27 protein-coding genes are annotated in these 26548 nt (G+C 74.9%); 13 read left to right on the top strand and 14 right to left on the bottom strand.

What is annotated here, in order from left to right; all coding sequences use genetic code 11:
* The first annotated feature begins 366 nt into the window (after positions 1–366).
* Entirely contained in the window at positions 367–1725 is a 1359-nt protein-coding gene (locus tag ACWEO5_RS29090; protein WP_452165179.1) for a serine hydrolase domain-containing protein, read from the top strand.
* Positions 1726–1839: 114 nt separating this feature from the next.
* On the opposite strand, the gene ACWEO5_RS29085 is transcribed toward ACWEO5_RS29090, so the two are convergent.
* Positions 1840–2253 (bottom strand): DUF5959 family protein, encoded by a 414-nt coding sequence (locus tag ACWEO5_RS29085; RefSeq protein WP_452165178.1) that lies wholly within the window; start codon positions 2251–2253, stop codon positions 1840–1842.
* Between the two features lie 83 nt (positions 2254–2336).
* The gene (locus ACWEO5_RS29080) at positions 2337–3494 is read right to left on the bottom strand and encodes an FAD-dependent oxidoreductase (protein ID WP_452165177.1); all 1158 of its coding nucleotides are present in this window, start codon (positions 3492–3494) and stop codon (positions 2337–2339) included.
* A 144-nt stretch (positions 3495–3638) separates the two neighbouring features.
* On the opposite strand from ACWEO5_RS29080, the gene ACWEO5_RS29075 reads away from it, so the two are divergent.
* Positions 3639–4427, top strand: coding sequence for a TetR/AcrR family transcriptional regulator (locus tag ACWEO5_RS29075; protein WP_452165176.1), 789 nt, complete (start codon positions 3639–3641; stop codon positions 4425–4427).
* A gap of 263 nt (positions 4428–4690) precedes the next feature.
* Complete coding sequence (locus ACWEO5_RS29070; RefSeq protein ID WP_452165175.1) at positions 4691–5254, top strand: hypothetical protein; 564 nt, start codon at positions 4691–4693, stop codon at positions 5252–5254.
* 50 nt (positions 5255–5304) lie between these two features.
* Here ACWEO5_RS29070 and ACWEO5_RS29065 read toward each other — a convergent pair whose 3' ends face one another.
* Positions 5305–5955 carry a DNA-binding response regulator gene (locus ACWEO5_RS29065; protein ID WP_452165174.1) on the bottom strand — a complete coding sequence of 217 codons (651 nt, stop codon included), beginning with the start codon at positions 5953–5955 and terminating at the stop codon, positions 5305–5307.
* Positions 5956–6073: 118 nt separating this feature from the next.
* Between ACWEO5_RS29065 and ACWEO5_RS29060 the strand changes: the two genes are divergently transcribed.
* Entirely contained in the window at positions 6074–6925 is an 852-nt protein-coding gene (locus tag ACWEO5_RS29060; protein WP_452165173.1) for an aldo/keto reductase, read from the top strand.
* A 45-nt stretch (positions 6926–6970) separates the two neighbouring features.
* Here the strand turns inward: ACWEO5_RS29060 and ACWEO5_RS29055 are convergent, their stop codons facing one another.
* The 3 genes from ACWEO5_RS29055 to ACWEO5_RS29045 all read right to left on the bottom strand — a co-directional run bounded on the left by ACWEO5_RS29055 (position 6971) and on the right by ACWEO5_RS29045 (position 9809).
* Positions 6971–7399 carry a hypothetical protein gene (locus ACWEO5_RS29055; RefSeq protein WP_452165172.1) on the bottom strand — a complete coding sequence of 143 codons (429 nt, stop codon included), beginning with the start codon at positions 7397–7399 and terminating at the stop codon, positions 6971–6973.
* 156 nt (positions 7400–7555) lie between these two features.
* Positions 7556–8002, bottom strand: coding sequence for a MarR family winged helix-turn-helix transcriptional regulator (locus tag ACWEO5_RS29050; protein WP_344553438.1), 447 nt, complete (start codon positions 8000–8002; stop codon positions 7556–7558).
* Positions 8003–8036: 34 nt separating this feature from the next.
* Positions 8037–9809 (bottom strand): MFS transporter, encoded by a 1773-nt coding sequence (locus tag ACWEO5_RS29045; protein WP_452165171.1) that lies wholly within the window; start codon positions 9807–9809, stop codon positions 8037–8039.
* A 214-nt stretch (positions 9810–10023) separates the two neighbouring features.
* On the opposite strand from ACWEO5_RS29045, the gene ACWEO5_RS29040 reads away from it, so the two are divergent.
* Entirely contained in the window at positions 10024–10665 is a 642-nt protein-coding gene (locus tag ACWEO5_RS29040; RefSeq protein WP_452165170.1) for a LysE family translocator, read from the top strand.
* A gap of 121 nt (positions 10666–10786) precedes the next feature.
* Here ACWEO5_RS29040 and ACWEO5_RS29035 read toward each other — a convergent pair whose 3' ends face one another.
* From ACWEO5_RS29035 to ACWEO5_RS29025, 3 genes are all read right to left on the bottom strand, one after another.
* Positions 10787–11434: a hypothetical protein gene (locus ACWEO5_RS29035; RefSeq protein WP_452165169.1), complete on the bottom strand. Its 648-nt coding sequence runs from the start codon at positions 11432–11434 to the stop codon at positions 10787–10789.
* Between the two features lie 307 nt (positions 11435–11741).
* Positions 11742–12296 carry a GNAT family N-acetyltransferase gene (locus tag ACWEO5_RS29030; RefSeq protein WP_452165168.1) on the bottom strand — a complete coding sequence of 185 codons (555 nt, stop codon included), beginning with the start codon at positions 12294–12296 and terminating at the stop codon, positions 11742–11744.
* Positions 12297–12384: 88 nt separating this feature from the next.
* A complete protein-coding gene (locus ACWEO5_RS29025) occupies positions 12385–14439 on the bottom strand; it encodes a beta-galactosidase (protein ID WP_452165167.1) in 2055 nt (684 codons plus the stop codon).
* 293 nt (positions 14440–14732) lie between these two features.
* On the opposite strand from ACWEO5_RS29025, the gene ACWEO5_RS29020 reads away from it, so the two are divergent.
* The 4 genes from ACWEO5_RS29020 to ACWEO5_RS29005 all read left to right on the top strand — a co-directional run bounded on the left by ACWEO5_RS29020 (position 14733) and on the right by ACWEO5_RS29005 (position 19150).
* Positions 14733–16046: an ABC transporter substrate-binding protein gene (locus ACWEO5_RS29020; RefSeq protein WP_452165166.1), complete on the top strand. Its 1314-nt coding sequence runs from the start codon at positions 14733–14735 to the stop codon at positions 16044–16046.
* 166 nt (positions 16047–16212) lie between these two features.
* A complete protein-coding gene (locus ACWEO5_RS29015; RefSeq protein ID WP_452165165.1) occupies positions 16213–17145 on the top strand; it encodes a carbohydrate ABC transporter permease in 933 nt (310 codons plus the stop codon).
* A 1-nt stretch (position 17146) separates the two neighbouring features.
* Positions 17147–18049, top strand: coding sequence for a carbohydrate ABC transporter permease (locus tag ACWEO5_RS29010; RefSeq protein WP_344553429.1), 903 nt, complete (start codon positions 17147–17149; stop codon positions 18047–18049).
* Positions 18050–18103: 54 nt separating this feature from the next.
* Positions 18104–19150 (top strand): LacI family DNA-binding transcriptional regulator, encoded by a 1047-nt coding sequence (locus tag ACWEO5_RS29005; protein ID WP_452165164.1) that lies wholly within the window; start codon positions 18104–18106, stop codon positions 19148–19150.
* 27 nt (positions 19151–19177) lie between these two features.
* Here the strand turns inward: ACWEO5_RS29005 and ACWEO5_RS29000 are convergent, their stop codons facing one another.
* On the bottom strand, positions 19178–19735 hold the full coding sequence (locus ACWEO5_RS29000; protein ID WP_452165163.1) for a dihydrofolate reductase family protein: 558 nt from the start codon (positions 19733–19735) through the stop codon (positions 19178–19180).
* 114 nt (positions 19736–19849) lie between these two features.
* Positions 19850–20755 (bottom strand): RNA polymerase subunit sigma-70, encoded by a 906-nt coding sequence (locus tag ACWEO5_RS28995; protein WP_452165162.1) that lies wholly within the window; start codon positions 20753–20755, stop codon positions 19850–19852.
* Positions 20756–20881: 126 nt separating this feature from the next.
* Here ACWEO5_RS28995 and ACWEO5_RS28990 point away from each other — a divergent pair, with 126 nt between their 5' ends.
* On the top strand, positions 20882–21859 hold the full coding sequence (locus tag ACWEO5_RS28990) for a sigma-70 family RNA polymerase sigma factor (RefSeq protein ID WP_452165180.1): 978 nt from the start codon (positions 20882–20884) through the stop codon (positions 21857–21859).
* 26 nt (positions 21860–21885) lie between these two features.
* Here ACWEO5_RS28990 and ACWEO5_RS28985 read toward each other — a convergent pair whose 3' ends face one another.
* From ACWEO5_RS28985 to ACWEO5_RS28975, 3 genes are all read right to left on the bottom strand, one after another.
* A complete protein-coding gene (locus ACWEO5_RS28985; RefSeq protein ID WP_452165161.1) occupies positions 21886–22146 on the bottom strand; it encodes a hypothetical protein in 261 nt (86 codons plus the stop codon).
* 61 nt (positions 22147–22207) lie between these two features.
* Positions 22208–22540, bottom strand: coding sequence for a hypothetical protein (locus ACWEO5_RS28980; protein WP_452165160.1), 333 nt, complete (start codon positions 22538–22540; stop codon positions 22208–22210).
* 70 nt (positions 22541–22610) lie between these two features.
* Positions 22611–23396: an SDR family NAD(P)-dependent oxidoreductase gene (locus ACWEO5_RS28975; protein ID WP_452165159.1), complete on the bottom strand. Its 786-nt coding sequence runs from the start codon at positions 23394–23396 to the stop codon at positions 22611–22613.
* A 124-nt stretch (positions 23397–23520) separates the two neighbouring features.
* Between ACWEO5_RS28975 and ACWEO5_RS28970 the strand changes: the two genes are divergently transcribed.
* From ACWEO5_RS28970 to ACWEO5_RS28960, 3 genes are all read left to right on the top strand, one after another.
* A complete protein-coding gene (locus ACWEO5_RS28970) occupies positions 23521–24102 on the top strand; it encodes a TetR/AcrR family transcriptional regulator (RefSeq protein ID WP_452165158.1) in 582 nt (193 codons plus the stop codon).
* A 140-nt stretch (positions 24103–24242) separates the two neighbouring features.
* Complete coding sequence (locus ACWEO5_RS28965; protein WP_452165157.1) at positions 24243–25907, top strand: aldehyde dehydrogenase family protein; 1665 nt, start codon at positions 24243–24245, stop codon at positions 25905–25907.
* A 30-nt stretch (positions 25908–25937) separates the two neighbouring features.
* On the top strand, positions 25938–26501 hold the full coding sequence (locus ACWEO5_RS28960; protein ID WP_452165156.1) for an EF-hand domain-containing protein: 564 nt from the start codon (positions 25938–25940) through the stop codon (positions 26499–26501).
* Positions 26502–26548 lie beyond the last annotated feature (47 nt).

Genomic DNA, 26548 nt, shown 5'->3' with positions numbered 1-26548 from the left:
ACACCCGCTTCCTGGCCGAGGGCCTGGCCGACGAACTGCAGCTGGCCGTCGCCCCGCTACTGGTCGGCCAGGCCGACGCACCCCGCTTCCTCTCCTCCGGTCGATCGGCGCCCCCGCACTCGGCCCTGGCCGGGGCCGCGCTGCGGATGCACGAACGTCCCGAGCGGTCCTTCGCGCTGTGCGACCGGGCCGCCGCGGCCACTGCTCGACCTGGCCCGCACCGACGCCGCCGGGCCGTTCACCGGCCTGCCCGCCGAGTTGCCCGTCGAGGCCGACCGGCTGCGCGGCGGGGGCTGACCCGCCGTCAACGGTTCGCGGACGTCACACTGGTACCCGGAACGGACCGCCGCGAGAAGGGGAACCGGCATGCCGAACGGGCTGGACGGACTGGACGGACTGGACGAGGCGTGCGAACGGGTGCTGGCGGAGACCGGCTGCCCGTCGGTGAGCGTGGCCGTGGCGGCGGGCGAGGAGCTGGTGCTCGCCCGGGCGTACGGGTGGGCGGACGTCGCGGCGGGGCGGCCGGCCACGCCGGGGACGGCGTACGGGCTGGCCTCGGTGACCAAGGCGTTCACCGGCCTCGCGGCGTGCCTGGCCGCGGACCGGGGGCTGCTGGACCTGGACGCGCCGCTGGCCGGGGAGTTCGCGCACGCGGCGCCGACGGTGCGCCAACTGCTGCGGCACCGGGGCGGGTTCCCCGGGTACTACGACTTCTCCTACCGTCCCGACGGCGCTCCGGGGCCGATCGACCTGGCCCGCTACCGCAGGCAACTGCACGCGCCGGACGGCGAGTTCGAGTACTCCAACATCGGCTACCAGGAGGTGGCCCGGGCGCTGGAGGCGGCCACCGGACGGGAGTTGGGAACCCTGCTGCGGGAGTGGGTCGCCGAGCCGCTCGGGCTGGCGGGCTTCGCCTTCGGGCCGGTCCACCCCGGCCCCGCCCCGGCCGCGGTGCGGTACACCCCGGACGGGCGGGCCTACCCGCCCTGCCGGGAGGGGCACCCGGCGGCGGGGGCGGGCTGGGCGACGGCCGGCGACGTCGCGCTGTTCGCCCGCCGCTCGGCCGGACTGCTGGCGCCCGGCACCGCCGCGGCCGTCCTCGACGCGCCCGCCATCGCCCCCGGCGGGAAGCTGGGGTACGGGCTGGGGCGGGTCGTCCAGCGCGCGGCGGACGGCTCGGTGTGCAGCAGCCACGGCGGCGGGATGGGCGGCGTCGCGGCGATGATGATCGACCTGCCCGGGCGGGGGCTGTCGGTGGCGGTGCTCGCCAACTCGACCGACAAGTCCGCCCGCAACGTGGTGGTCGCGCACCTGACGGGCGTGCTGGCCCCGGAGTTCGACCCGGCGCACCTGGCCCCGGTCGACGAGCCGGACCTGCCGCTCGCTCTGCCCGCGGGCCGCTGGTCCGGCGAGGTCGCCACCCCCGACGGCGCCGTCCCGCTGGCGCTCGCCGCGCTGCCGGACGGCCTGGTCGAGGTCCGGCTGGCCGACCTGCCGCCGGTCGCCGTCCCGGCCGCCGCCTCCCACCGCTGGGACCTGCGCCTGATCGCGGCGCTCCAACTGCCCACCGCGGACGCCCGGTTGAACAGCCCCGCGTTCGGCCTCCAACTGCGCCTGCAGGACGGCGGCCTGACCGGCCGGGCGCTGGCCTTCAAGAACGGCGACCGGGAGGGCTTCCTCGGCCCCTACCTCCCGCACCCCTGCGAGTTGCGCCGCCGGGGCTGAGGACGACCGGACTGAGGACGACCGGACTGAGGCCGGCCGGGCTGAGGGCGGCCGGACCGAGGCCAGCGGGGCTGAGGGCGGCCGGGCTGAGGGCGGCCGGGCTGAGGGCGGCCGTCACACCCGGTACGTCCGGCGGACGCGTTCCAGCCGCTCGCGCTGCTCGTCGATCCAGCCGTCCCGGAGGTCCACCGGGACGGCCATGGCGGTGGCGGAGCCCTGGACGTCCTCCACGGTGACCAGCGGGACGGTGAACTGGGTGTCGAACGCGACGTTGATCTCCGGGTTCCGGGCGTCGGTCAGCCAGCAGACGCTCCGGCCGAGGACCAGGTCGTCCAGGGCCGCCGCCCAGGCGTCCAGCTCGGCGGGCGGGAGGCGGACCGGGAGCCGGCCGGTACAGAATCCGCTCGCGACGACCACCTCGGCGGCCAGCCCGTCCGGCTCGCGCCGGCCCAGCACCCGGACCACCACGCTGTTCCGCCCGTCGGCGAGGTGGATCAGCTCCACCGCCCCGTCGTCCGCCGTACCCATGCCCGCTCCTCGTGAAGATCGTTCCGGGCCATCCTGCCGGACCGCGGGGGCGCCCTGTCCAGGGCTTTTCCCGGCGGCGCGGCTCAGCCGCCCTCGCCGCGGAAGAACGCGGCGATCCGGTGGCCCCCGGCCGGGGAGGTGATCATCTCCAGGATCCGGGCCGACTCGGCGGCGACCCCGGCGGTGCGGGCGAACATCTCCTCCTCGTAGGCCCGCAGGGCGGCGTCGGGGTCGCCGGGGGCGGCGTCGAGCGCGGTGGCGAGCTCCAGGGCGTCGCGCATCGCGGCGTTGGCGCCGTGGCCGACGGGGGGCATCAGGTGGGCCGCGTCGCCGAGCAGGGTGAGGCCGGGGCGGTGCGCCCAGCGCAGGCCGACCGGCAGGGCGGTCAGCGCGCGGGGGGTGAGCGAACCGGTACAGGCGCTGATCAGGGCCCGGCAGGCGGGCGTCCAGCCGTCGAACAGCGGGAGCAGCGCGGCCCGGGCCTCGTCGGGGCGGGCGAACGGGATGCCGCAGGTGGTGAGCCAGTCGGCGGCGCGGTGGGCGGGGCCGTGGAAGGACAGGCCGACCCGGACCGAGCCGTCGCTGCAGCGCTGGGCGGCGAGCGAGCGGCCGTCGCCGACCACCCAGTAGCTGCCGCGGCCGACGGTGGCGGCCAGGCCGGGGTGGGTGCGGTCGATGTCGGGGACGGCGCCCTCGACGGTGTTGACGCCGAGGTGGTGCGGCACGGCGGGGGTGAGCAGCGGCCGGAGGCGGGAGTGGGCGCCGTCGGCGCCGATCAGGACCCGGTGGCGGGCCCGGTCGCCGTCGGCGAACTCCAGCTCCCAGCCGCCGTTCGGGGCCGGGGCGGCGGTGCGCAGGGCGCGGCCCCAGGCGACGGTGCCGGGTGGGAGCGCGTCCAGCAGCAGGCCGCGCAGGTCGGCGCGGTCGATCTCGGGGCGGAGCGCGGGCGAGTCGTCCGGGGTGTCGTCGCGGTGCAGGACGGTGCCGGCGTGGTCGAGCAGCAGCATGTCCTCCCCCTCGGGGCGGGCGTGCCGGCGGAACGCCTCCGTCAGCCCGGCCGCGCGCAGGGCGCGCTGCCCGGTGTCGGCGTGCAGGTCGAGCGTGCCGCCCTGGGTGCGGGCGGCCCGGCCGGCGTCGCGCTCGTAGACGGTGACCCGGGCGCCGCGCATGGTGAGCAGCCGGGCCAGGGTCAGCCCGCCCGGGCCGCCGCCGACGATCGCCACCTCCGTCGGGTGTGCCATTTTCCGTCCTCCCCCTCGTTCGCCGAACCTTTTCGATACACCGTATCGAGCCGATACGCTGTATCGCAACGCACCCCCGTATCGTGTTCCCGCACCGCCCGCACCGCCCGCACCGCCCGCACCGCCGAACGGAGACCGCCTGCCATGACGTCCTCTCACGACGCCGACACCGGGACCGGGCCCGAGACCGGGACCGGGCTGGTCTGGGAGCGCCCGGAGCCGCCGGAGCGGCGTTCGCCCGCACCGCTGAGCCGGGCGCTGATCGTCGGCGCGGCGCTCGAACTGGCCGACGCGGACGGGCTGGAGGGGGTGTCGATCCGGCGGGTCGCGGCGGCGCTGGAGGTCGGCCCGATGCGGCTGTACGGGTACGTGGAGACCAAGGCCGAACTGCTGGAGCTGATGGTGGACGCGGTGTACGGGGAGATCGCCCCGCCCACCTCCCGGCTGACGGCAGCGGCGGCACCGGCACCGGCACCGGCACCGACCGGGTGGCGGGAGGAACTGCGGGCGATCGCCGGACGCTACCGGGCGGCGGCACTGCGGCACGAGTGGTTCATCGAACTGCTCGGCGGGCGGCCGCACTTGGGGCCGAACGCGCTGGCCGCCCGGGAGACCGCGCTGTCCGTGGTGCACGGCGCGCCGGGCTTCGCCGGGCAGCCGACCCGGGTGCAGCAGGCGGCGGGGGTGTTCCACGCGTACCTGGCGGGGCGGCTGCGGGTGGAGGTGGCGCAGCGTCGGGCGGAGCGGGCGGAGGGGCGTTCGGACCGCGACTGGCAGGTGGCGATGGGTCCGTACATGATGCGGGTGCTGGCGCAGGGGCGGCATCCGACGATCGCCGAGGTGATGGTCTCGGCCGACCACCTGACGCCAGGCGAGTCGTTCGCGGTGGGCCTGGAGATGGTGCTGGACGGGATCGCCGCACAGGCGTCCTGATCCGGGGCCGGTTTTCGAGCGGTTGCGCGAACGTCCTCGGCCAGGACCGGCCCGGAGCGGTCGGCGTCCGGCCATTCCTCGACCCCGGCCCGGCGGTCGGCGGGGTACGCCTTGCCGGGCGGCGGGCCCGCCGCGACCCTGGGTGCGCTGCCCCGTCGCCCGCCCCCGCCACTGCCCGGCCGGGGCGGGGCGACCGGGGCCGCCGCCGTCGTCCCGCCACCGCCGTCACCGCCGTCACCGCCGTCACCCTCTGGAGGGCTGCCGTGCTCCGTACCGGACGTGCCACCACTCTCGCCGGCCTGCTGGCCCTGCTGCTCGGCGGTGCCGGGCTGTCGGCCGGCGCCCCCGCGCAGGCCGCCCCGGCCCTGCTCGCCACCGTCACCTGCACCGGCTGGACGTACACCACGTACAGCCCGGGCCTGACCCACACCGTCCGGCCGACCACCGTGACGGTGGACGGCGACCTGAACGTCACCGGCCCGCACAGCCCCACCGGCAGCTGCCTGGCCGTCGGGTCGACGGCGAGCGCCGGGGAGCGGGACGTCACCGCGCTGCTGGAGCTGAGCTGCGACCAACTGCTCACCGAGACCGGCACGGAGACCGTCCGCTGGAACAACGGGACCAGCAGCAGCTTCCCGTTCACCGCGACGGTGGTGCGCGGCCTGGCCACCACGGTGATCACCGAGACCGGCACCGTCACCTCGGGCGAGTTCCTCGGCGGCGCGGTGGTCGAGACCTTCACCGCCCCGAACCTGGACCTGCTCGCCTGCGACCGCCCCGGCGGCGCGAGCGCCCTGGACTTCGCCACCGTCCTGACCATCCTCTGACCCCGGCCCCGCCGGGAGCGGGCCCCGGCGGGCGCGGGTCGGCCGGACGGTCAGGCCAGCCCCAGCTCGCGGGCCCGGGTGCCCGCCTGGAAGCGGCTGTCCGCCTCCAGCAGGACCATCAGCTCGGCCACCCGCCGCCGGTAGCTGCGCAGCGACATGTCCAGATCGCGGGCGGCGCTCTCGTCGGTGAGGCCCCGGCCGAGCGTCCGCAGCACCGCGCGGGCCCTGGTGTCGAGGACCGGGACCGGGCGGTCCCGGTGCTCGGCGAGGTCGCGGGCCGCCTCCCAGGCGCTGCGGAACAGGGTGCGCAGGCCCTCGACCACGGTCGGGGCGCGGAGCACCGAGTAGGTCGGCCGCCCGCCGGGGCCGGTGCCGCCGAGGACGGCCACCCGGGCGTCCACCACGATCATCTCGGCCGGCAGCCCGGAACTGCTGACCCGGACCTGGCCCCCGGCGGCGGCGACCCGGAACGCGTGGGCGGCGAACGCGTCGTCCGCCACCACCGACGGGGTGTAGAGCTTGCGCACCCGCAGACCGGCGGGACGCTCGGCCACACCGGCCGTACCGACCGCACCGGCGGCGTCGGCGGCGCCGGACCAGGTGTCCCGGTCGGCGGCCGCGCAGAGGAACTCCTCGCGCGCGCCCGCGAACAACGGGGCCGCCCGGAGCAGCAGTTCGCGCTTCCCGTGGATCGTGGTCACCTGTTCCTCGGCGGACACCACTCCGCACCCCCTCGCCGTCGTTCGGTCGTCCGGTTCGACGACCGGCAGCATGCTGCCGACCCGTTGCCCCCGTCCGGGATCCGAAGAGGATTCTGACATGACGATCAATCAGGAGTACGACCGTGCCCGGGACTTCACGCTGTCCGGCGGCGCCACGCTGTCCCGGATCGGGTTCGGGACGATGCGGCTGCCGCTCGCCGAACCCGCCGCGGCTCGGGAGGTGCTGCGCCGCGCGGTGGAGTCAGGCGTCGACCACTTCGACACCGCGGCCTTCTACTTCGCCGGGGAACGCTCCGCCAACGCCCTGCTGCGCGAGGCCCTGCACCCGTACCGGGAACGGGTGTTCATCGCCGTCAAGGTGGGGCCGCAGCGCACCCCGGACGGGGCGTTCACGGCTCCGGCCACGGCGGCGGAGCTGCGCGGGGCGGTCGAACGGAACCTGCGGGAACTCGGCCTGGAGCGGCTGGACCTGGTGTACCTGCGGATCGGTGCGATGAGCCCGGATCCCGGGGAGCCGCTGGCCGAGCGCTTCGCGGCGCTGGCCGAGCTGCGGCGGGCGGGGCTGGTCGGGGAGCTCGGGGTGAGCAACGTGACGGCCGGGCAGTTGGCGGAGGCCCGCGCGGTGGCGCCGGTGGCCGCCGTGCAGAACCACTTCAACCTGACCCGGCGCGCGGACCTGGCGCTGCTGGCGGAGTGCCGGGCGCTCGGCATCGCCTACGTGCCGTTCCCGCCGCTGGCGGGCGGCGACCCGGCGGTGTCGCCCGCGGTGCACCGGATCGCCGAGGCGCACCGGGCGAGCGTGCCGCGGATCCTGCTCGCCTGGCTGCTGGCGCTGGGCCCCCACGTCTGCCCGATCCCGGGCACCTCCTCGCCCGCCCACCTCGCCGACAACCTGGCGGCGGCGGACCTGGAGCTGACCCCGGCCGAACTGGCCGAACTGACGGCCTGACCGTCCCGCCCTGACCGTCCCGCCCTGGCCCGTCCGGTCCCGTGCTCAGTCCCAGGCTTCCGGATCGGCGGGGCGCGGCGGCGGGTTCTCCCGCCGGTGCATGACGCCGGTCGCGGTGCCGGCCAGGCCGACCAGCACGAAGCACGACGGGAGCAGCAGCAGGGACCAGCGGAGCTGGCCGGGGAGGAGGGCGTGGCCGGGGCGGGTGAGGGCGGTGACGGTGTCGCCGGGGCGCAGGCCCTCGGGGGCACTGGAGAGGTTGTCGAGGGGAACCGCCTCCGGGACGGCGAGCACGATCCGGCGGGCGTGGACGCCGCGTCCGTCCTGCTCGTAGTGGGCGGTCAGGACGGTCGCCCGCACCTGCGAGGCCCCGGCGTAGCGGACGTGGGTCACCAGGTGGTAGGAGGCCCAGAGCAGCCCGGCGAGCAGCAGGATCGGGCCGACCAGCAGGCCCAGCGCCCTGTTCCGGCTCATGCCCGCCTCCCCGTCGTCCCCGAACGTCCCGTTGATCTTCGTCCTCGGGCAGCCGGAAGTAAAGAGCCGGAAGCGGGAGCCGGAACGCCCCGCCGGGCGTTCCGGCCGGGCGTTCCGGTGTGGCCTTCCGGTGTGGCGTCGCCGCCCCGGGCGGTCTCAGTCCTCGAAGGCGACCAGGCGTTCCAGCACCGGCAGGGCCGCCATCAGGGTCCGCCGTTCCGCCTCGGTGAGTTCGGCGGCCCGGCGGGCCAGCAGTTCGGAGCGGCGGCGGCGGATGTGGGCCAGCAACTCGACGCCGTCCGGGGAGAGTTCGACCAGGACGGAGCGGCCGTCGCTGGGGTCGGGGACGCGGTTGACCATGCCGGTTTCGACCAGCGAGGCGACGGTGCGGGTGATCGACGGGGCGGAGACCCGTTCCAGCCCGGCGAGTTCGCCGAGCCGGATCGGGCCGTGCTGCTCGATCCGGGCCAGCGCGGACTGCTGGGTGAAGGTGAACTCCTGCCGGTCGGAGGCTCGCATCAGGTGCCGGTTCAGCCGGGCGATCACCAGCCGCAGCCGCGCCACCTCGGCCGGGTCCAGCCCGCCCTCGTCCTGTTGTCCCACCGTTGGACTCCCCTGCTCCGCCGTCCGCTTCACGTCACGCCGCGCCCCGGGACACCGCGGCGTCCCCGTCCGGGACGGCGGCCGCGCCGTCCTCGGGGCCGTCCCCGACCGTACCCGCTTTGCGGCCGCGCAGCAGCGAGGCCAGGGCGGCGACCAGCGACATCGCGATGGCGAGCGAGAAGACCACCATCAGGCCGTCGTGGAACGGGCCGGAGATCAGGTGCGGGAAGAAGTCCCGGCCGGTGAGGGTCTGGGCGTTGGAGGTGGGCAGGCCGGAGAGCACCTGCGGGCCGAGCAGTTCGTGGATCGGGTTGTAGCCGAGGAAGGCCGCGAACAGCATGCCGACGGGCGGGAGTTGGGCCACCGTGTGGGCGTCGGCGGGCGAGACGCCCTGTCCGGTGAGGCCGTCGGTGAGGGTCTGCGGGAGCGATCCGGCCAGGCCCGCGACCATCAGCGAGAAGAACACGCCGATGGACAGCACCATGCCCGCGTTCTGGAAGGTGGCGCGCATGCCGGAGGCGGCGCCGCGGTCGGCGGCCGGGACGCTGGACATCACCAGCGCGGTGTTGGGGGCGGCGAACAGGCCGCCGCCGAGGCCGTTGAGGAACACCAGCAGGGCGAACCACACGTACCCGAAGTCGGTGGGCAGGATCAGCAGTCCGGCGAACGAGGCCGCCATCACGACCAGGCCGCCGGCCGCGAACAGCCGGGCGCCGAAGCGGTCCGAGAGGTAGCCGGAGACCGGGCCGGCGGCGAGGAAGCCGATGGTCAGCGGCACCAGGTAGATGCCCGCCCAGAGCGGGGTGTCCTCGTAGTCGTAGCCGTGCAGCGGCAGCCAGATGCCCTGCAGCCAGATGATCAGCATGAACTGCAGGCCGCCGCGGGCGATCGAGCCGAGCAGCGTCGCCAGGTTGCCGCCCGCGAACACCGGGTCGCGGAACAGCCGCAGCGGGAACATCGGTTCGGCAGTCTTCATCTCGATCAGGCAGAACGCGATCAGGACGGCCGCGCCGCCGATCAGCCCGGCCAGCACCCAGGGGTTGGTCCAGCCCATGGTGTGGCCGCCGTACGGCTGGATGCCGTAGGTGATGCCCGCGAGCAGCGCGGTGAGGCCGACGGCGAAGCTGATGTTGCCCCACCAGTCGATCTTCCCGGGGCGGCGGATCCCGGTCTCGTGCAGCGAGCGGTAGGCCCAGACGGTGCCGATGATGCCGATCGGGACGTTGACCCAGAAGATCGAGCGCCAGTTCCACTCGGCCAGCACGCCGCCGAGGACCAGGCCGATGAACGAGCCGGCGATCGCGGCGACCATGTTGACGCCGAGCGCCATGCCGCGCTGCTTGGCCGGGAAGGCGTCGGTGATGATGGCGGCGGAGTTCGCCATCAGCATGGCGCCGCCGACGGCCTGGACCACGCGCCAGCCGATCAGCCAGAGCGCGCCGCCGCCGCCGTCCATCGGGTCGAGCGAGAGGACCACCGAGGTGATGGTGAAGATCAGGAAGCCCGCGTTGTAGATCCGCACCCGGCCCCAGATGTCGCCGAGCCGTCCCAGCGTGACCACCAGCACCGCCGTGACCAGCATGTAGCCCATCAGCATCCACAGCAGGTAGCTGACGTTGCCCGGCTCCAGCGGGTTGAGGTGGATGCCGTTGAAGATCGCCGGCAGCGAGATCAGCACGATCGAGGAGTTGATCGTCGCGATCAGCATGCCGAGGGTGGTGTTGGACAGCGCCACCCACTTGTAGCGCGGGTGTTCCGCGCCGATCCACCGTTTCTTGCTGCCCTGCTCGATGTCCACGTCCGCCATCTCCTGCCGCCCCCTGGGAAGCCGTGATGATAGTTAGCTGATGTGAACTAAATTACTGCGCGACCCTCCGCCCCGGCCAGTCGTCCCGGATGGTGGACGGGAGCGGAGGTGGCGCGGGGAGCGGGAGTTGACGGACCGTCAGTAAAGCTTTGGCAAAGCCTCGAACGGGAAAACCACTGGAAGGAACGGGCCGCCCCGTGCTTGCATGACTCCCATGGTGTCCGCCGACCGCTTGCTCGCCTTCGCGGCCATGTCGTCCCTGCTGATCGTGATCCCCGGCCCGAGCGTGCTGTTCGTGATCGGGCGGGCGCTGGCCCAGGGCCGGCGCGCCGCGCTGACCACGGTCGCGGGGAACACCAGCGGCGCGTACGCCCTGGTGGTGGCCGTGGCGCTCGGGGTGGGCGCGGTGGTGGAGCGCTCCGTCCTCCTCTTCACCCTGCTCAAGCTGGCGGGCGCCGCCTACCTGGTGCTCCTCGGCATCAGGGCGTGGCGCGAGCGCGGCTCGCTGCGGGCGGCGTTCGGCGGGGTCGGAGCAGCCCCCCGGAGCAGCTTGCGGACGTTCGGGGAGGGCTTCGCCGTCGGCGTGACCAACCCCAAGACCATCGTGTTCTTCGCCGCGGTGCTGCCGCAGTTCGTCGACCGCGACCAAGGGAACGTCACCGCGCAGATGCTGCTGCTCGGCCTGGTCTTCAACCTCATCGCCGTGGTCTCCGACATGGCGTGGGGCCTGGTCGCGGCCACCGCCCGCGACTGGTTCGCCCGCTCGCCCCGGCGGCTCTCCCTGGTCGGCGGGGTCGGCGGCCTCGCCATGATCGGCCTGGGCGTCACCGTCGCCGCGACGGGCCGCAAGGACTGACCCGGGCGCCGCCGTGCCGCCGTCCCGGGTTCCGCCCGTCCCGCGGCCCGATCCGCTCCGGGCCGGCGCGCACGCTCTCGCCGGGCCCGGTTCCGGGCCGCGGCCCGGCGATGCGTGCGGGTCAGCAGGGGCCGAGGTCCTGCCAGACCCCCCACTGACCAGTGGTGCCGGGCTCCTCGCCCAGCGTCCACCACTTGGCGCTCCACCGGTGGCCCTGCCACGAGACGGTGTTGCCACCGGTGTAGACCTGTGTGCCGACCCAGGGGGCGGTGGAGCACGCCGGGGCGGTGGCGCCGCCGGTCACGGTGAGCGTGTAGGTCGCGGAGGACGTGGCTGAGGTGCCGGTCAGCGCGCCCCTGACCGTCAGCGGGTAGGTGCCGGGGACGACCGTGGAGAGGGTCGACACCGACAGGACGGCGCTGGAGCTCCCGCTGACCGAGGACGGGCTGACCGAGGCGGTGACCCCCGCGGGGGCGCCGCTGACCGTCAGCGCGATGGACGTGTACGAGCCGTTGTTGATGATGGCCGTGCCCACGGTCGCGGTGGCCGACGAGCCGGCGGCCACCGTCCCCGAGGACGGGTTGACCTGCACCTGGATCGCGGGCACCTGGACGCTCGACGCCGCGGGCGACGGGGCGAGGACCCGGGCGGGCAGTGGGGTGCCCGCCGCGTGGGCGGCTCCGGTGCCGGTGAGCACCGCGCCGGCGACGGCGGCGGTGACGGCTCCGGCGAGCAGGGCTCGCAGTGGTGCGCGAACGGGTCCGGCCATGGACCGCGCTCCCTTCGAAGGTGGGGGACTTCGGTGGCCTGAAGCACTCTGGCCGGGCCAATACTGGTGGTCCGGGCCACCCGACTGTCAAGAGTCCTTACCGACCCCGGGGTTCGGCGGTTCCTCGTACCGGTGTGCCGAGTTGGGCGCCTGCGCGGCCTGCGGCCAGGTCAGCTCGACACCGTGCGGCAGCACCCCGCTCGCCCGGAGCTCCTCGACCCAGGTGATGCCGTTCGAGTCCGCCCGCCCGTACACGGGTGGGGCCCGCCCCCGGATCGACGGCTCTCGGCCCCACGGCGGGGCGGGTTCAACCCGAGTGGCCGAGGACGAGTTCGCGCTCGACGGACGACTCGTCGCCCGGGACGGGCACGGTGCGGCCGCTGCGGGTGAAGCCGGCCTTGCGGTAGAAGGCTTCGGCCCGCTGGTTGTCCTGGTGCACGTAGAGGCGGACGCGGGAGACCTTCGGCTCGTCGAGGCCGCGGGCGAAGGCGACCGCCGCGTCGAACAGGGCCCCGGCCAGGCCGGTGCCGCGCTGCTCGGGGCGGACGAACACGCCCACCAGGTGGGCCTGGTCGACCTCGACCGGCGCACCCATGACGTCCGCGCGGCCGGCCCGCTCGATCAGCACCGTCACCGATCCGTCCCAGCCGCCGTCCGGCCGCTCGGCGACGAACTGCTGGATGATCGCCTCGCCGCGGGAACCGGCCGCCCGCTCCCGCCAGTGCGCGTCCGGCTTGCCGGCGGCGTTGTCGTACGTGTCCAGGAAGGCGATGCCCGCGACCGGGTCCCGCAGGGCGTCCAGCCGCAGTTGCTTGACCTGCTGCCAGTCCTCGCCGGTCACGGCTCGTATCACGTGGTCCATTCCCAGATCATTGGCGGGCCCGGGGCCCGGGGCAAGCGGATTTCGGGCGGCCCGGTGCCCCCGCGCGGGGGCACCGGCTCCTGCGCCGTCAGCCCCGTCCGGCGGAGTGGCGGAGCACCCTGGTCCGGCCGGCGGGGACGGTGAGGGTGTCGGAGACCCGGGCGCCGGTGAGGAGTTCGGTGCCCGGTCCGGGGGCCGGGAGGTCGGCGTCGGCGGTGCCGTGGTTGATCGCGAAGAGGTAGTGGCCGTGGTCGCCCACGCGTTCCACCACCTCGACGTCGTGGGGGAGCCGGCGCTCGGCCAGGCCGGCGTCGGCGGAGACGGCGCGCAGCACCCGGGCGAGCGAGTCGGCGTCGAGGCGGGCGGAGACGTACCAGGCGCGGCCGGCGCCGAGGGCGTGCCGGGTGACGGCGGGGCCTGCGGCGGCGGGGCCGCCCTCGGCGGGGTCGTCGGCGTAGCGCCACACCGTCTCGGCGCCTTCGGTGACGACGAACTCGGTCCACGCCTCGGCGCGCAGCCCGTCGGGGCTCGCGGCGCCCTCCAGCCGGACGCTCCCACCGGCCCGCAGCGGCGCGAACTCCTCGACGGTGAGGCCGAGTACGTCGCGCAGCGCGCCGGGGTGCGGGCCGGGGTGGACGGTGTCGTGCTCGTCGACGATGCCGGAGAAGCAGGAGACCAGCAGGGTGCCGCCGCCCTCGACGTACTGGCGCAGGTTGCGGGCGGCGGCCTCGGTGGTGAGGTAGAGGGCGGGGACGACGACCAGCGGGTAGCGGCTCAACTCGGCTTCGGGGTGGGCGAAGTCGACGGTGAGGTGGGCGTCCCAGCTCGCGGTGTACCAGGCTTCGGCGCGTTCGCGGGCGTCCAGGTCGACGCTGGGGCGCCACTCCAGGCGCTGCGCCCACCAGGACTCCCAGTCCCAGAGCATCGCGGCGTCGGCCCGCACCAGGCTGTCGCGGATCTCCGCGAGCGCGCCCAACTCCTGTCCGAGCTGGACGACTTCGCGCCAGGTCCGGCTGTTGGTGCCGGCGTGCGGGAGCATCGCGGAGTGGAACTTCTCGGCGCCGGAGCGGGAGGCCCGCCACTGGAAGAACATCGCGCCCTCGGAGCCGCGGGCGACGTGCGCGAGGCTGTTGCGGGCGAGCTCGCCGGGGCGCTTGGCGAGGTTGCGGGGCTGCCAGTTGACGGCGCCGGTGGAGTGTTCGAGCAGCAGCCAGGGGCGGCCGCCGGCGACGGAGCGGGTGAGGTCGGCGGCCATTGCGAGGTTGATCTGGCTGCGCGGGTCCTCGGCGACCAGGTAGTGGTCGTTGGCGACCAGGTCGACCTCGCGGCCCCAGGCCCAGTAGTCCATCGACTGGCACTGGCTGAGCGCGGTCATGAAGTTGGTGGTGACCGGGATGCCGGGGGCGAGGCGGTGCAGCAGGTCGCGTTCGCGCTTGAAGTTGGCGAGGACGGCGTCGTTGGTGAAGCGGGCGTAGTCCAGCTGCTGGGCGGGGTTGCCCGCGGTGGGGGTGAGCCGGGGCGGCTGGACGTCGTCCCAACGGGTGTAGCGCTGGCCCCAGAAGGCGGTGCCCCAGGCGGAGTTGAGTTCCTTGAGGGTGCCGTAGCGCTCGCCCAGCCAGCGCCGGAAGTGGGCGGCCGACTCCTCGCAGTAGCAGTCGCTGACCGGGACGCCGTACTCGTTGTGGACGTGCCACAGGGCGACGGCGGGGTGGTCGCCGTAGCGGCGGGCGAGCCGTTCGGTGATGGTGGCGGCGGCGTGCTGGTAGGCGGGGGAGCTGTGGCAGATCGCGCCGCGCGAGCCGAAGGCGTAGCGGGTGCCCTCGCGGGTGACGGGCAGCGCCTCGGGGTGGTCGCGGTAGAACCAGGCGGGCGGGACGACGGTGGGGGTGGCCAGGTCGGCGCGGATGCCGTTGGCGTGCAGCAGGTCGAGCAGCCGGTCGAGCCAGCCGAACTCGTACTGGCCGCGCTCGGGTTCGAGCAGCGCCCAGGAGAAGATCCCGACGCTCACCATGGTGACTCCGGCCTCGCGCATCAGCCGGACGTCCTCGGCCCAGACCTCCTCGGGCCACTGCTCGGGGTTGTAGTCGCCGCCGTAGGCGAGCGGGTCGAGTCCGAGCGGGCGGGGGTACCGCGGGTGATCCATGGGGCGCTCCATCGGGAAGAACTGTGAACGTGCACACCCTAGTCACGGCCGGGTGTCGCTGTGTCTCGCCCAGATAACCGTACGGGCTCGGGGATTGACAAGTGTCTCCCAGGTTTCCGTACTGTGAACGTGCACAGCGACGGCCCGGGCCTCGAAGCACCGCCCGTCGCAGTCCCCGGAAAGCTCCGGGAGCCCCCGCAGCACTCCCCCGGGCACCCCGCCGCGCACCCCCTCGCGCGGCGGCCGGCCGCCCGGCTCCCTCACCCGAAACCCCGTGATCCCCGGGAGGATCCATGCACCGTCGCCTCGCCCTCGCCGCGGCCGCCGCCCTGTGCGGCACGCTCGTGCTGTCCGCGTGCTCGTCCGACGGCGGCTCCGGCGATTCGGCCAAGGCCGCCTCCGGCCCGGTGAAGCTGACCTTCTGGTCCTGGGCGCCGAACATGGACAAGGTCGCCGAGGTCTGGAACGAGTCGCACCCGGACGTCCAGGTCAGCGTGCTCAAGCAGGCCGGCGGCGACGACCTGGTCACCAAGACCATCACCGCCGCGAAGGCGGGCAACGCGCCGGACCTGATCCAGGCCGAGTACCAGGCGCTGCCCACGCTGGTCTCCAACGACGTGCTGGCCGACATCGCGAAGCAGGCCGGGGACGCGAAGTCGCAGTTCGCGGACGGCGTGTGGAAGCAGGTCACGCTCGGCTCGGACGCGGTGTACGCGATCCCCGAGGACACCGCGCCGCTGGCCTTCTACTACCGGCAGGACCTGTTCGAGCAGTACGGCCTGACCGTGCCCACCACCTGGGAGGAGTTCGCCGCCACCGCCCGCGCGCTGAAGCAGCAGGCCCCTGACAAGGCGCTGACCACCTTCTCCGCCAACGACCCGGGCCTGTTCGCGGGCCTGGCCCAGCAGGCGGGCGCCAAGTGGTGGACCACCTCGGGCGAGACCTGGAAGGTGGCGATCGACGACCCCGCGACGGCGAAGGTCGCCGACTTCTGGTCCGGCCTGGTCAAGGACGGCGCGGTGGACAACCAGCCGATGTACACCCCGGCCTGGAGCAAGGCGCTGAACGACGGCACCCAGATCGGCTGGGTCTCGGCGGTCTGGGCACCCGGCGTGCTGACCAGCTCGGCGCCCGACACCAAGGGCAAGTGGGCGATGGCCCCGCTGCCGCAGTGGGAGTCCGGCGCCTCGGTGACCGGCAGCTGGGGCGGCTCGGCGACCGGCGTGACCACCGGCGCCGTGAAGTCCGGGCACGCGGACGCGGCGGCGGAGTTCGCCGCCTGGCTGAACACCGACCCCCAGGCGCTGGCCGCGCTCGTCCAGCAGGTCAACATCTACCCGGCGGCCACCTCCGCGCAGACCGGCAGCCTGCTGTCGGCGGCCCCGGAGTTCTTCGGCAACCAGCCGGACTTCTACGCCCGGGCCGCCGAGATCGCCAAGGGCACCGCCCCGGCCGCCTGGGGCCCGAACGTGAACGTGGCGTACTCCGCGTTCAAGGACGCCTTCGGCAAGGCCGCCCAGGACAAGGGCGACTTCGGCGCGGCGCTGGCGGCGATGCAGCAGTCCACCGTCGAGGACCTGAAGAAGAACGGCTTCCAGGTCGGCTGACCCGCCCCGCCCGACCGCTCCCCGCCGCGCCCGCAACCGGGCCCGGTCCGCCGAGCCCCCGGTCCGCCGCTCCGCCCGGCGGCGGACCGGGCTCCCGTCCCGCACGACCCCTCGTCCCGCACGACCTCCCCCTCCGCGCACCCCTCCAAGGTCCTTAGGAGCCGCCATGGCCTCCCCTCCCCCGCCGCCCCGCGCCCTCGTCCGGCGCCGCGGCTCGCTCGCGCCGTACGGCTTCCTCGGCCCGGCGGCCCTGCTGTTCACGCTGTTCTTCGCGCTGCCGATCGGCTTCGCGGTCTACCTGAGCCTGCGCGCCGTGAGGGTGAAGGGCCTGGGCCTGGGCTCGCACGCCCGCACCGAGGTGTGGGCGGGGCTGTCCAACTACAGCTCGGCACTGGCGGATCCGGAGCTGCTGGCGGGCTCCGGCCGGGTGCTGCTGTACGGGGCGCTGCTGGTGCCGACGATGCTGGGCGCGGCGCTGTTCTTCGCGCTGCTGCTGGACGTGCCGCGGGTGCGGTTCGGGGCGTTCTCCCGGCTGGTGATCTTCCTGCCGTACGCGGTGCCGGGCATCGTGGCGTCCACCCTGTGGGGGTTCCTGTACCTGCCGCAGGTCAGCCCGGGCTACTACCTGCTGACCCAGGCCGGGATGAGCGGTCCGGACCTGCTGCACGGCAACGGGCTGTACCTGGCGATGGCGAACATCGCGGTGTGGGGCGGCACCGGCTTCAACATGATCGTGATCTACACCTCGCTGCGGGCGCTGCCGGCCGAGCTGTACGAGGCGGCCCGGCTGGACGGCTGCTCCGAGCTGCAGATCGCGCTGCGGATCAAGATCCCGCTGGTGGCGCCGTCGCTGGTGCTGACCTTCTTCTTCTCGATGATCGCCACCCTGCAGGTGTTCGCCGAGCCGATGACGCTCAAGCCGCTGACGAACTCGATGAGTTCGACCTGGTCGCCGCTGATGAAGGTGTACCGGGACGCGTTCGTGCAGGGCAACATCTACTCGGCGGCGGCCACCTCCGTGGTGATCGCGGCGGCCACCCTGCTGCTCTCCTTCGGGTTCCTGAAGCTGGTCAACAAGCGCGCCAACGGAGGCAGTTGAGATGAGCGCCACCCTCACGTCCGCCCCGCGGAAGAACCGCACCGCCCCCGCCCTCCCGCGCCGGGGCACCGCCCCGCGCCGCACCGCCTGGACGCCGACCCTGCTCCTGCTGCTGGGCGCGGTGTACTGCCTGGTGCCGGTGGTCTGGGTGGTGACGGCGGCGACCAAGAGCCGCCAGGAGCTGTTCACCACCTTCACCTACGCGCCCGGCACCGGCTTCTGGGACAACCTGTCCGAGCTGTCCTCGTACCGCGGCGGCGTCTACTGGCAGTGGATGGCCAACTCGGCGCTGTACGCGGGCGCGGGCGCCCTGCTGTCGGCGGCGGTGTCCGGCGTGAGCGGCTACGCGCTGGCCAAGTACCGCTTCCGGGGCCGTTCGACGGTGTTCAACGTGCTGCTGGCGGGCGTGCTGATGCCGCCGATCACGCTGGCGGTGCCGCAGTACCTGCTGATGTCGAAGGCGGGCCTGGCGGACAGCTACTGGTCGGTGCTGCTGCCGAGCGTCCTGTCCCCGTACGGCATCTACCTGTCGCGGATCTACGCGGAGGCGGCGATCCCGGACGAGGTGGTGGAGGCGGCCCGGGTGGACGGGGCGCGGGAGTGGCGGCTGTTCCGGAGCGTGGCGCTGCCGATGATGGTGCCGGGGCTGGTGACGGTGTTCCTGTTCCAGTTCGTGGCGATCTGGAACAACTTCCTGCTGCCGTACATCATGCTCGGCGACGACCACAAGTTCCCGGTGACGGTGGGCCTGTACTCGCTGCTCCAGCAGGGCGCGAACGAGCCGGCCCTGTACACCCTGGTGATCACCGGCGCGCTGCTGTCGATCCTGCCGCTGATCGCGCTGTTCCTCGGCATGCAGCGGTACTGGCGGGTGGATCTGCTGTCCGGCGCCGTGAAGTCCTGACGGGCCGCCACTACAGTGACCCCGACACCTCGATCTGCAAGGACCTGCATCCCGATGACGGAACCAGCGCCCCGCGGCCGGGCGGCCGGACGGCCGAAGCGCCCGCCGACCATCCACGACGTCGCCGCGGTGGCGGGCGTCTCGCGGGGCACGGTGTCCCGGGTGCTGCAGGGCGGGCACAACGTCAGCCCGGCCTCGCAGCAGGCGGTGGAGGCGGCCATCGCGCAGCTCGGCTACGTGGTGAACCGGGCGGCCCGCAGCCTGGTCACCCAGCGCTCCGGCTCGGTGGCGTTCCTGCTGACCGAGCCGCAGGAGCGGTTCTTCGAGGACCCGAACTTCACCACCCTGCTGCGCGGTTGCACGGCGGCGCTGGCCGAGCACGACATCCCGCTGCTGCTGATGACGGCGGGCGACGACGCGGAGCGCCGCCGGGTCACCCGTTACCTGGCGGCGGGCCACGTGGACGGGGTGCTGCTGGTCTCCTCGCACCGCGGCAACCCGATGATCGAGCACCTGCGCGAGGCGGACATCCCGATGGTGTGCTGCGGCCGCCCGCTGGGCCAGCGCGGCCGGGTCCCGTACGTGGCGGCGGACGACCGGGAGGGCGCCAAGGACCTGGTGCGCCACCTGCTGGAGTCGGGCCGCACCAGGGTCGCCACCATCGCCGGCCCGCAGGACACCCCGGGCGGCGTGGAGCGGCTGTCCGGCTACCGCGAGGTGCTGGCCGAGTACGGGCTGCCGGTGGACGAGCGGCTGATTGCCCGGGGCGACTACAGCCGCTCCGGCGGCGAGGCCGCGATGCGCGAACTGCTGGACCGCGAGCCCGGGTTGGACGCGGTGTTCGTGGCCTCCGACCTGATGGCGGACGGCGCGCTGTCCGCCCTGGAGCACGCCGGGCGGCGCGTCCCGGAGGACGTCGCGGTGGGCGGGTTCGACGACTCGCCGGTGGCGCTGACCACCCGGCCGCCGCTGACCACGATCCGGCAGCCGTGGGACCGGATCTCCGCCGAGATGGTCCGCCTGCTGCTGGACCGGATCGCGGGCGAGGAGGCGCCGACGGTGATCCTGCCGACCGAGCTGGTGGTGCGCCGCTCCGGCTGAGCGGGCGGCGCACCCCCGGGGGGGCGGTCAGGCCCGGCGGTAGCGGGTGTAGCAGGCCGGGCCGACCGGTTCGGCCTGCGCGCAGCGGAAGTCGCCGACCGGCGCGCCGTCGGGGAACAGCCGGGCCCCGGTGCCGAGCACCACGGGGACGGTCAGCAGCCGGTACTCGTCGACCAGGTCGGCCTCGATCAGCCGGTGCACCAGGCCGATGCTGCCGGTGACGACGACGTCCCGCCGCTCCTCCTTCACCGCGCTCAGCAGGTCGCCCTCCAGCAGCCGGGAGTTGGCCCAGGCCGCGGTGTCGGCGGGGGCCAGGGTGCGGGAGGCGACCAGCTTGGCCGCGGCGTTCATCCGGGCGGAGAACTCGTCGGTCCGGTTCGGCCAGAGCCGGGAGAACAGCTGCCAGGTGCGGCGGCCCAGCAGGAGCACCCCGTCGTCCAGCGTCCGGCCGAGGCGGAACTTGTCGCCAAAGACGTGCTCCCGGCCGTGCCGGAGCATCCAGCCGCCCAGGGGCGTGCCGTCCGATCCGTCCGGGTCGCCGACCCGGCCGTCCAGGGTGCTGAACTCGATGACGATGACGCTCATGGCGGGGCTCCCGTGCTCCGGTGGTGGACTCTTCCACCGGTACGTACCGGCGCCGCGCCCGGAACTCGTCGCGGTCGCCGGAACGGATTTCCCCGCCTCGCGCGGCACTGCCCGCTACCACCGCTCCGGCAGGTCGAACAGGCCCAGCACGGCGGGGTCGGTGTACACGGTGGTGCGGGTGACCGACGCGTCGGCGACGTCCAGCAGTTGGACGCTGTGCAGCCGGTGCCCGGCACCGTCGGGGGCGTACGCCGCGAACGCGGCCTGGCCGTTGGCGCCGACGGCGCGGGTGCGCCAGCCGGGGCCCCGCATCCCGTAGACCCGGTCCATGAACCGCCCGTAGTGCAGCGGGCCGCGGAACCACAGCGGCAGCGGCGGCATCTCCAGGACGGCGTCCCGGGCGAGCAGGCCGACCAGCGCGGGCACGTCGGCGGCCTCGAACGCGGCCAGGTAGCGGTCGACGACGGCCCGCCGCCCGGGCCCGTCCTGCTCCCTGACCCGTTCGGCGTCGGCGGCGCCGAGGGCCGCCCGGGCGCGCTGCAGGGCGCTGTTGACGGCGGCGACGGTGGTGTCGAGCTGCTCGGCGACCTCGGCGGCGCTGAACGCCAGCACCTCGCGCAGCACCAGGACGGCCCGCTGCCGGGCGGGCAGCAGCTGCACGGCCGCGACCCAGGCGAGGCGCAGGTCGGCCCGGGCGGCGGGGTCGAGCCGGGCGTCGGGGAAGGGTTCCAGCCAGGGCACGTCGGCGGCGGGGGCGAGCGGCGCCCCGGTGTCCTGGCCGGGGGCGCCGAGGCCGGCGGGCAGCGGGCGGCGGGCGCGTCCTTCGAGGGCGGTGAGGCAGGCGTTGGTGGCGATCCGGTACAGCCAGGTGCGCACCGAGGCGCGGGCCGGGTCGTAGCGGGCGCGGGCGTTCCAGGCGCGCAGCAGGGTCTCCTGGACGAGGTCCTCGGCGTCGTGGAAGGAGCCGGTCATCCGGTAGCAGTAGGCCGTCAGTTCCGCACGGTGCGCGTCGAGTTCCACCCGCCCATCCTGCCGCACCGCGGCCCGGGCCGGTGCTCCCGCCCGCGCTCCCCCGACCGTCAGGAGCGGCGCCGGGTGGGCCCCGCCCGGTTGTCAGGGGTGGCGCCTAAGCTGGCTCCCGTGGCAATGATCATGGATCGTGACGGGGCGGCGGAGCGGCTGGAGCCGTTCCGGCGGGAGCTGACGGCGTACTGCTACCGCATGCTGGGCTCGGCCTTCGAGGCGGAGGACGCGGTGCAAGAGACGCTGCTCCGCGCCTGGTCGAAGTTCGACGGCTTCGAGGGCCGCTCCGCGCTGCGGACGTGGCTGTACCGGATCGCCACCAACGTCTGCCTGGACATGGCCCCCGCCCCCCAGCGCCGGGCCCGCCCGATGGACCTGACCTCGCCCTGCCCGGCGAACGCGCCGGACCTGGCCCAGTCGGAGGAGAACGTCTGGGTCGGCCCGGTGCCGGATGCGCGGGTCCTCTCCGGGGACCCGGCGGAGGTCGCGGTGGGCCGGGAGTCGATCCGGCTGGCGTTCGTGGCGGCGCTGCAGAAGCTCCCGGCCCGGCAGCGCGCCGTCCTCATCCTGCGCGAGGTGCTGGCCTGGTCGGCGGCCGAGACGGCTCAGCTGCTGGAGACCTCGGTCGCCTCGGTGAACAGCGCCCTGCAGCGCGCCCGGGCGACGATGTCCGCCGCCGGCCCCGCCGGAGACGCCTTCGATCCGCTGGACGAGACCCAGCGCGCCCTGCTCGCCCGCTACGTCCGGGCGTTCGAAGCCTTCGACATCGAGGGCCTCCAACGCCTCCTGCACGAGGACGCGGTGCTGAACATGCCGCCGTTCCGGATGTGGGTGCGGGGCGTGGTCGAGCTGGGCGAGTGGTGGCAGGGCGCGGGGTGCGGCTGCGCGGGCTCCCGGCTGCTGCCGGTGGAGGCCAACGGCACGCCGGCCTTCGCCCAGTACCGCCCGGCCGAGGACGGCAACGGCTGGACGCCCTGGGGCATCACCCTGCTGGAGATCGTCGACGGCCGGATCGCCACCATGACCAACCACATGGACGTCGAGCGGCTCTTCCCGCTGTGGGGCCTGCCGATGCGCCTGACCACCGACCCGCGGGCCTGACGGGCGGCTCCCTCCCCGGGGGCCGCTCACTCCACGGGCAGCGCCCCGGCCAGCCCGGTCAGCTCCAGCAGCACCCGCCAGCGCTCCCCCGCCCCGCGCAGCACCACCCGGTGGCCGGCCCGCCGCACCAGCAGCGCCAACTCCCCGGCCCGCCGCAGGTCACCGGGCCCGGGCCGGGCCGCCTCCGCCACCCGCAGCGCGACGCACACGGTCTCCGGCCGCCCGGCGAGCAGCGCGTCGAGCCGCGCCTCCGCTCCCGGACCCGGGTCGAGCTCCAGGGTCTCCATGCCGGTACCGACCCCCCGGGGGCCCGGAACTCATCGCCCGCGGCGCAATCCCCCGCCCCGGCTAGAGCGCGTACGACCACCAGCCGAAGGCCGCCGCGTACGCCCGCCGCAGGGCGTCCGCCCCGCGACGCCCCAGCCCGAACTGCACGAGCAGCGCGACGAGGAACAGCGCCCCGGCGAAGCCGGCGACGCCCGCGCCGACCGCCGGGCCGGCCAGCGCGCCGAACGCCCCGGCGAGCAGGAGCGCGGTGCCGAGCCCCCAGTGCGCGTCCGCGGGGTCCGGGGCCAGCGCCTCCCGCGCCTCCTGCCCCGCCTTCCGGAGGTCGTTCGCGTACCGCCTCCGGGCCGCGGCCGGGTCCGCCTCGCGGCCCTCGGGCCACTGTGGGGTGCTCATCCGCCGTCCCTCCCTACGCGAACTGCTCGAACTGCTCGAACGAAGGGTAGTGGCCCGCACGGATCCGGCCTCAGGCGAAGTAGCCGCCGTCGACGGCGAGCACGCTGCCGGTGATGAACGCGGCGGCGGGCGTGGCCAGGAAGACCACGGCGGCGGCGACCTCCTCGGGGCGGCCGTAGCGGCCGAGCGCGTTGGCGGCGCGCTGGGCGGCGGCGTTCGGGCCGTCCTGCGGGTTCATCTCGGTGTCGGTGGAGCCGGGCTGGACCACGTTGACGGTGATGGCGCGGGGGGCGAGTTCCTGGGCGGCGGCGCGGCTCCAGGCGACGACGGCGGCCTTGGTGGCGGCGTAGTCGGCGAGGCCGGGCCGGCCGGGGCGGGCGGCCAGGTTGGAGCCGATGGTGACGATCCGTCCGCCGTCGGGGAGCAGCCGGGCGGCGGCCCGGACGGCGGTGGTCACCCCGCCCACGTTGACCGCGTGCTGGCGGGCCAGCGCGTCCGGGTCGGCCTCTCCGGCGAGCGGCCCGGGGGTGATCACGCCGGCGTTGTTGACCAGCACGTCCAGCCGTCCGAAGTCCTCGGCGACGGCGGCCACCAGGCCCTCGACCTGTGCGGCGTCCCCCTGGTCGGCCCGGTAGGCGGCGGCCCGCCGCCCGAGCGCCTCGATCCGGCGCACCACCTCCTCGGCGCGCGGGGCCGAGCCGCTGTGGCTGATCGCGACGTCCGCCCCGGCGGCGGCCAGCGCGAGGGCGGTGGCGGCGCCGATGCCGCGCGAGCCGCCGGTGACCAGGGCGGTGCGGCCGGCCAGCACGTCGGGCGCAAAGGTCGCGGTGGCGGTGGTGGCGTTCTGCTGCGTCATGTCGGGTCCCCCTCCGATATCTGTACCGTGCGGTACACATCGGGGACGCTACCATATCGATCGGTACACAATCGCGGCGCCCGATCGCGGGCCACCGCGCGAACTCCCGGGGAGGCAGGGCGACATGACGGGCCGTCCGCGCACGTTCGACCTCGACGAGGCCCTGGAGCGCGCCATGCGGGTGTTCTGGCGGCACGGCTACGAGGGCACCGCGCTCTCCGACCTGACCGCCGCGATGGGCATCAACCGCCCCAGCCTGTACGCGGCGTACGGCAACAAGGAGGCGCTGTTCCGCCAGTGCCTGGACCGCTACCACCGCGGGCCCGCCCGGCACGTCCAGGAGGCGCTGGCCGAGCCGACCGCCCGGGCCGCCGCCGAGCGCCTGCTGCGCGGCACCGTCGAGGTGGTCACCCGCGCGGAGGGACCCGGCTGCCTGCTGGTGCACGGCGCGCTGGCCACCGGCCCGGGCGCGGAGGGCGTGCGCGCCGAGAGCGCGGCCCGCCGCGCGGCGCACCGGGAGGCCCTGCGCGCCCGCTTCGAACTGGCCGCCCGGGCGGGCGAGTTCCCGCCCGGCGCCGATCCCCGCGTGCTGGCCGACCACCTGATCACGGTCACCTACGGCCTCGCCGTCCAGGCCACCGAGGGCACCCCGCCTGCGGACCTGCACCGGATCGCCGCGCACGCCCTGGACTGCTGGCCGCACTGACCCGGCCGCGCCCGGCCACCGCCCGGCCCCCACCCCGTGGGACGACAAGACGCTTTCCGGCCGATCGGAAAATCACCCGATGGGTGAGAAGCCCGCCGTCCCACCCGGCCCGTCCACCGCCCGCCGCCACCATCGGTGACGTGGAACCCGCTCCCGCACCGCCGCGTCCCGCCCCGCCGCGTCCCGCCCTGGCGCATCCCGCACCGCCGCACCCCACCCACCCGCATCCCGCCTACCCGGTCCTGGTCGGCGGCGTCCCCGCCCCCGGCGCCGGCTGGGTGCACTGGCCCCGCAGCAGCGCGATGCTGCGCGAGCCGTACGACGTCCTCTCCCTCAAGGCCCGCCTCGACCACGGCCGCGCCGCCCCGGCCGACCACGCCGACCCGCGACTGGTCGGCCGGGTGGCCCGTTCGACCCCGGAGCAGGCCGTCGAGGCGCTTGCCCGGGCCCGGGCGGCCCAGCCGGCCTGGGCCCGGGTGCCGCTGGAGCGGCGCCTGGAGTTCGTCGCCGCCTTCCACCGCCTGCTGCGCGAGCGCGCCGAGGACGTCACGGCCGCCCTGGTAGCCGAGGGCCACCCCGTCCGGGTGGCGCGCTGGTCGCTGTCCGCGGCCCTGGACCTCACCCACCCGGACACCCTCGCCCACACCCGCGCCGCCATGCGCTGGGAGGGCGAGCAGGACGGCCGCCTGGTGCGGCTGGTGCGCAAACCGGACGGCGTGGTCGGCCTCAGCCCGGCCCGCAACGCGCCGATGCTCACCTCGGTGGGCGCCGTCCCGGTCCTGGCCGGCGGCAACGCGGTGGTGCTGAACGCCCCGCCCACGGTGCCGCTGAGCACCGCGTACGTCTTCCACGAGCTGGTGGCCCCGCTGCTGGCCGCGCACGGCGCCCCGCCGGGCGTCCTCAGCGTGCTGTGCGCGCCCGACCGGCCCACCCTGCGCACCTGGCTGGCCTCGCCCGACTGCGACGACGTCTTCTTCTTCGGCGGCCCGAAGCAGGGCGCCGACCTGGCCCGGGCCTGCCTGGAGCACGGCAAGAAGCCGGTGCTTGAACTGGCCGGCAACGACGCCCTGGTGGTGTGGCGGGACGCCGACCTGCCGCGGGCCGCGGACGCCGCGGTCGAGCGCTACCACGGCTCGGGCCAGCTCTGCTTCGCCCCCAAGTTCGCCCTGGTCCACCCCGCCGTGGCCGACCGCTTCACCGCCCTGCTGCGGGAGCGGGTGGCCGCCCTGCGGATCGGCCCGCCGGAGGACCCGGAGGTCGTCCTCACCCCGGTGGTCAAGCGCGCCCAGTGCGCGGACGTGCTGGCCGACGCCGTCGCCCGGGGCGCCGAACTGCTCTGCGGCGGGGAGAGCGTCGACGTGGACGACGCCCCCACGCCCCGGGGCCCGTTCGTCCGCCCCGTGCTGCTGCGGGTCCGCGGCCTGGAGCGGGCCGCGACGATGCGGGCGGTCGCCGAGGAGACCTTCTTCCCGCTGATGTGCCTGGTCGTCCCGGACGGGACGGGCCCGGACGGGGAACTGCTCGACGCGCTGCTCTCCTTCGTCAACGCCAACCGCTACGGCCTACGCAACTCGCTGTGGGCCCGCGACCGGCACGTCGTCGACCGGTTCACCGACGAGGTGGTCAACGGCGGCGTGCTGAAGGTCAACGACAGCCACATCGGCACCCTCCCGGTGCTGCCGGTCATCGGCGGCACCGGGCTCTCCGGCGGCGCGCACGGCGAGGCCAACATCCCGATCCTGCGCACCACCCGCCTGCAGGGCATCAGCATCGACGCCCGCTCCCTCGAACCGTCCGACCCGTGACGCGGCACCACCCACCGAGAGAGGCACCCCATGACCGAGCTTTCCGGCCCCGCCCTGCTCGACCAGAAGTTCGCCCTGTGCTTCGGCCACCTCGACGCCGACGGCGACGGCAGCGTCGACCGCGAGGACCTGCTCACCCTCGGCGCCCTGCTGCTCTCCGCCTTCGGCGAGCCCCCGACCTCACCCAAGGGCACCGCCCTGATGGAGGGCATGGCCCGCTACTGGGAGGCGCTGGCCGCGGCGGCCGACGCCGACGGCGACCGGCGCCTGACCCCCGAGGAGTACCGGGCGGGCATGACCGGCGCGTTCGTCTCCTCCCCCGACGGCTTCCGCACCGCCCTGCGCCCGCTGACCCGGGCCTTCGTCGACCTGATCGACACCGACGGTGACGGGGAGGTCGACGAGCAGGAGTTCCAGGTCTGGCAGCAGGTCTTCCGCACCGCCCCGGAGGACCGCGCCGCCGCCTTCCGGCACCTGGACACCGACGCCAGCGGCAAGCTCTCCGTCGACGAGCTCCTCAGCGCCCTCCAGGAGTTCTACGTCAGCCCGGACCCGGCCGCCCCGGGCAACTGGCTCTACGGCCCGCTCGGCTGAGGCGGCCCGGGAAACGCCGAACCGCCCGGCCGCCGCGTGCTCGCGGC

It is taken from the genome of Kitasatospora sp. NPDC004272, assembly GCF_053603035.1.
This window is presented reverse-complemented; position numbering and strand designations above follow the sequence as displayed.